4 protein-coding genes are annotated in these 5,261 nt (G+C 73.0%); 3 read left to right on the top strand and 1 reads right to left on the bottom strand.

The annotated features are described in order from the left end of the window. A partial coding sequence (locus NBX02_RS04965) for a TIGR03089 family protein (protein WP_250290179.1) occupies nt 1-970 on the top strand: 970 nt, incomplete at its 5' end. Nucleotides 971-1,220: 250 nt separating this feature from the next. Here the strand turns inward: NBX02_RS04965 and NBX02_RS04960 are convergent. Continuing rightward, nucleotides 1,221-1,778: a beta-class carbonic anhydrase gene (locus NBX02_RS04960; protein ID WP_250282388.1), complete on the bottom strand. Its 558-nt coding sequence runs from the start codon at nt 1,776-1,778 to the stop codon at nt 1,221-1,223. 722 nt (nt 1,779-2,500) lie between these two features. Here NBX02_RS04960 and NBX02_RS04955 point away from each other — a divergent pair. Together NBX02_RS04955 and NBX02_RS04950 are read left to right on the top strand one after the other, a co-directional pair. Further along, on the top strand, nt 2,501-3,010 hold the full coding sequence (locus NBX02_RS04955; RefSeq protein WP_250282405.1) for a GtrA family protein: 510 nt from the start codon (nt 2,501-2,503) through the stop codon (nt 3,008-3,010). A gap of 533 nt (nt 3,011-3,543) precedes the next feature. Further along, a partial coding sequence (locus NBX02_RS04950) for an Hsp70 family protein (protein ID WP_250290177.1) occupies nt 3,544-5,261 on the top strand: 1,718 nt, incomplete at its 3' end.

Here is a 5,261-nt window from a genome sequence, read left to right as displayed (position 1 = left end):
GGCCGGCACGCCCCGTGCCGCGGGCACCCCGGGTGCCGCGGGCGCCCCAGCCGGTGCGGGTGGCTCCGGAGGTGCTCCAGCCGACGTGGCCGGTGTCGCCGCGCTGCTGGCCCGTCGGGTGCGCGCGGACGCGGGACGTCCGCTGCTGACCTTCTACGACGACGCCACCGGCGAGCGGACCGAACTGTCCGCCACCACCGTCGACAACTGGGTGGCCAAGACCGCGAACCTGCTCGTCGACACACTCGGCGTCACCGCGGGTGACACCATCCAGATCGCCCTGCCGCCGCACTGGCAGACCGCGGTGGTGCTGCTCGCCGCGTGGTCGGCGGGCGCCCAGGTGAACATCCACCGGCCTGGCGCCGCCATCGGCGCGAACGCCACAGCCGGCGCGGGTGCCACAGCCGGGACGGACAGCCACGACGACCCACCGGCAGCGGTGTTCGTGACCGAGCAGGCCGTGGACGACCCGGCCGTGGTGGGTGACGGAGCTGAGATCATCGCGCTGTCCCTGCGCCCGCTGGGTGGACGGCTCGCTCAGCCGGTGCCGGGCGTGCTCGACTTCGCGGCCGAGGTCCTCAGCCACGGCGACCGCTTCGTCCCACCTGCGCCACCGGCGAACCAGCGGACTCTCACCCGGCTGGCCGGCTACTACGCGCGGGCCTGGGAGCTGACCGCGGCGGACCGGGTGCTGACCACGGCCGGTTACGACACGCCGGACGGCCTGCTCGGCGGCCTGCTGGGCCCGCTGGCCGTCGGCGCGTCGGTGGTCCTCTGCCGCCACCTGGACCCGAGCCTGCTCGCCCGGCGGATCGCCGTCGAGCACGTCACTGCCGTATGCGGCCCGGCCGGCTCCGCGCGGCCCACCTCCGACCCGAGCCGGCCAACCACATCCGAGCCGGCCAGGCCGGACGCCCTCTCGGAACAGAGGGCACCCGCCATCCGCCGTCTCACCACCGAACTGCCATAACCACCATCATCAGCCGTCCGGACAACCCGTCGCGCGCCCGCCATCACACGCGTTCACGAAACCGGATCAAGCAGGCCCGCGGGCGGAGCGGTGACGTGGCCACCAGCCTCTTGCAACCCATGTTTTTCCCGTCGCGGCTCCACTCGCGGATCCGGCGGGCCCAGGCCCATGCCGCCGTCACCGCGTAAGGGGTACGGGGCCGGGGCCCGTACGGGCGTGGGCCCTCCCGCGGCAGACGGCGCCGCCGAGGTCAGGTGGTGACCTCGTGTAGTTCGCCGGTGGCCACATCGTAGATAAAGCCCCGGACGGACGTCGTGGCGGCCAGGAAGGGGTTGGAACGCAGCCGCGCGATGGACCGCCGCACGCTCTCCTCAAGATCATCAAACGCGTGGACGGGCCAGTCCGGGCGGGCGCCGGTGCGTTCGAGCAGCTTGTCCCGGAACCCGTCATCGGTAATCGAGATCATCCCGCACTGGGTGTGGTGCAACAGGATGATCTCGGTGGTGCCCAGCTCGTGCTGGCTGACCGCCAACGAGCGGATCATGTCATCGGTGACCACCCCGCCAGCGTTGCGCAGGACGTGCGCGTCGCCTTCGCCCAGCCCCAGCAAGGCGTGCACGTCCAGACGAGCGTCCATGCAGGCCAGAACCGCGACCCCGGTGGTCGGGCGAGCCGGTCGGGCCTGTGGCTGACCGCCGCCGCTGCGCCGGGCGGTCGCGAAGCCGGCGGCGCGCTCCGTCAGGATGTCGGTGACGCTGTGGGAACGTCCCGAGCTTGACAGATCATCGCGAGCGTCGACCGTGGTCATGGTCGTACAACCTCCATCGGCGCGGTGCATGCATCGGCACGGTGGGCGTATCGGACAGCGGGTACAGCGGGTACAGCGAACGGCGGACACGGCAACGTCGCCGTGCGGGTCGCCGGGGCGACACCGAGAGCGCGTGACGCCCCACCGCGCCCCGATGGGCACCGCCGCGGGGCGAACGGCTTCGGGCCGTCACCGCGGCCGGCCTCAACCAGCATGACGCGGCCACACCGATTCCGCCAGTGTTCACCGCGACCGGTGGCTTCACGATGCCGGCCAGGTTCAGGCCGGCCAGGTTCAGGCCGGCCAGATGCGGATACCGGCCAGGTGGCGCTGCCGGCCAGGCCGGGCCGTGTGTCGACCGGGTCGACGCTGTCCGTCAGGTGGGGCTGTCCGTCAGGCGTCAGGCCGGAACAGCATCTCGCAGGCATCACCCGCCGGGACACGGGTCATACTTACCGTGAGGAGATCGGCAACCGGGCGGCCCGCCGCATGACCCCATGGTCATGGCACTGATGGGGCATCGTGCTGACGAGGCATGGCACCGGTGGGCCGTGTACTCGGCCGGGCTACCGGCGACCGTGCTCGGGGCGCGGTCGCGGCCGTGCCCCGGCCGCCGGCAACGGCCGGGAACCCGGGGGGGTCGGATGGGTCCAGGACAGCGGTCTGTACGCTCAGCCGGTGACACAAACCGGTCAAGATCACATGAGGTGAGCGTGGCATCAATGGACGGCGGTTCCAGGCGGTCACGCTGGCAGCTACTTGTTCATGAAATGGCGAAGTTCGGTGTCGTCGGCGGCTTCTGCTACCTGGTTGACGTCCTCGTCTCCAATCTGTGCCATGGCGTTTTCGACATGGGCTGGCTCAGCGCGAAAACCGTCTCCACCATTGTGGCCGCAACCTGCGCCTACATCGGCAACCGGCACTGGTCCTTCACGCATCGCGCACGTACCGGCCTTCGGCGTGAATACACCCTCTTCGTGATCCTCAACGCCGTCGGGCTCGGGATCGCCCTGGCCTGCCTCGGGATCGCCCGCTATGTGCTGGGCCTGGACAGCGTGCTGGCCTTCAATCTGGCCGGGAACGTGGTCGGCACCGGCCTCGGCACCATCTTCCGGTTCTGGGCGTACAAGCGGTGGGTCTTCCTGCACCCGGACGACCCGAAGGCCGTGCTGCACGCCGAGACCGACGCCCGCCGCGGCCAGCGCGTACCCGAGCCGGCAGGCCGTCTGTAATCACGGGAAAGCTGCCGGTAAATACCCGGAAAGGACTGCGCCAGGATGGACGCTCCTGGTTTTCCAGCGGATTCCGTTTCTGTGACGGGCTGGCGTCGCACGACGCTTTCGCCCCTGTCCCGGCCAGGTGCGGCGGGGCCGGCCGGACGGTTCGGCTGACGCACCCCACCCTCGCTTCCCGGGCGGGCCGCCCGGGAAGGCGGCGCGGATGCCCCATCACCGCCTACCGGCGTCCAGGCGCCCTCGGGCCGGCAACCAGGAATCCGACACGCGGCGACCCTGCGTAGTATTCAGCCCAGGTTCACAGACGCACCGAGGAGGATTCGCCCCGCCTCGGACGCCGTCGGCGCAGCCACCATGCCCAGGCTGTGCCCGACGGATGCTGGCCGACGCGGGCACCGTCCGCGCGACCGGACATCCGTCGGGCATGGCCCACCCGTGACCCGGACCATGGCCGCCGCACCGGATGACGTGCCGCCGTATCCACGCGGACCGCACCAGAAGATCCGCATACCTGACCCACCGGGGGAGACGTGGCAACCGGACTGGCACTCGCGGTCGACATCGGCACCGGCTTCACCGTGGCCGCGACCGCCGTCGACGGCCGGTCGGAGCTCTTACCGCTTGGTCCGGACGGGCCGATGCCGGCCGTCGTCAGCCTGAGCCACGACGGCCGGCTGCTGACCGGCTCGGCCGCCGCCGACATCGCGGTGACGCATCCCGACCGCGCGCAGCCCTGCCCCCTGCGGGCTCTGGAGAGCACCGAGCAGGTGCGGCTCGGCGACACGGCCATCCCCACGGTCGAGCTGGTCGCCGCCGTCCTGCGCCAGGTCTCGCACGAGACGATGAGCCGTTTCCCGGGGCCGCCGCCGGCACAGGTGGTCCTCACCGCGCCGGTCCGCTGGGGTTCCGTCGAGGTCGAGCGGCTGCGGGCCGCCGCGTTCCGGGCAGGCCTGACCAGCGTCACCCTGCTCCCGGAACCGGTCGCGGCGGCCCGCTGGCAGGCCGATCCGGCCGGCTTCCCGCCGGGGACGACCGTCGCCGTCTACGATCTCGGCGCCACGAGCCTGGCGACGACCGTCCTCACCGCGGCACCTGGCGGGTTTGACATCCGCGGCGAGCCGGGCGGCAGCTCCGGCTTCGGGGGCAACACGATCGACGACATCCTGCTGCGCAGGATCGGCGAGCGGGCCACGAGGACCGACTCCCGGGCCTGGAACGCGCTGTGGGCCGACCAGAGCCCGTCCGGTCAGCGGTCGCGCGACCAGATACGCCAGCAGGTCGTCGCGGCGAAGGAGGCGCTGTCGGCCGCCACCAGCCACACCGTCCGGGCCGGCGGATCCGTGGGGGCTATCGAGCTCACCCGGGCGGACCTGGAGGCCTCGATCGAGGGCGAGCTGCGCGCCACCATGACGGAGCTGATCCGGACGGCCGAGAGCGCGGGTGTGCGGCCGGGTGGGCTCGCCGAGGTGTTCCTCGTCGGCGGGTCGACGCGGATACCGCGGATATCGGCGCTGCTGCTGGAGATGGTCGGTGTCTCACCCCGCCCGCCTCGTGACCCGCAGTACGCGGCCGTGCTGGGCGCGCTGGTCGCCGTCGGCGCGGCCAGCGGCCCCACCTCGTCGGGCCACGGGCCGGGACAGGGGCCGGGACACCCGGCGGGCGGGGCCGGCGGGGCCGGTGGGGGCATCCCGGCGCAGCCTGCTCCCGGCCCCGGCTCGACCCGCATCCTTCCGGAGACCGGGCCGGCTCGGGCGGCGGCCGGTCCCGACGCGGATCCGGGCCGGGGACAGGAGCCGTACCCGTCCGGGCCGCGGGGGCCTTACACGCCCGGAGCACACGACGAGTACGCGCCCACCGCCAGGTACCCGTACGGGCAGCCCGCCTCCGGCGCCCAGGGCCCCTATCCGCCGGCCAGTCCCCAGGGCGGCTTCGCCCCGCCGGGTGGCTATCCCCCGCCCGGCGGCTACCCACCCGGCTCCTATCCGCCGCCAGGCGGGTATCCGTCGGGCGGCTATCCGCCCGGTCCGTACCAGCCGGGCCCGTATCCGGCCGGCGGGCCGCCGGGACGGCCGGCGTCGAGACGGACCGGGCTGATCATCGGAATCGTCGCCGCGGTCCTGGTCGCCGTCGCCGTCCCGGTGATCGCGCTGACCGTGACCGGTTCGCACAGGCCCGGAGGCGGGGCGTCCGCCGGCCCGGCCCTGCCGGTGATCCCCGCCGGGCCGACGGGCGCCACGCCGTCGGCGTC

Source organism: Protofrankia sp. CiP1_Cm_nod1, from assembly GCF_920888515.1.
Lineage (GTDB): Bacteria > Actinomycetota > Actinomycetes > Frankiales > Frankiaceae > Protofrankia.
This window is presented reverse-complemented; position numbering and strand designations above follow the sequence as displayed.

Excerpts from the sequence above, each read along its gene's own strand:
- NBX02_RS04960 (WP_250282388.1), bottom strand. The coding sequence starts at position 1,778 with ATGACCACGGTCGACGCTCGCGATGATCTGTCAAGCTCGGGACGTTCC.
- NBX02_RS04955 (WP_250282405.1), top strand. The coding sequence starts at position 2,501 with ATGGACGGCGGTTCCAGGCGGTCACGCTGGCAGCTACTTGTTCATGAA.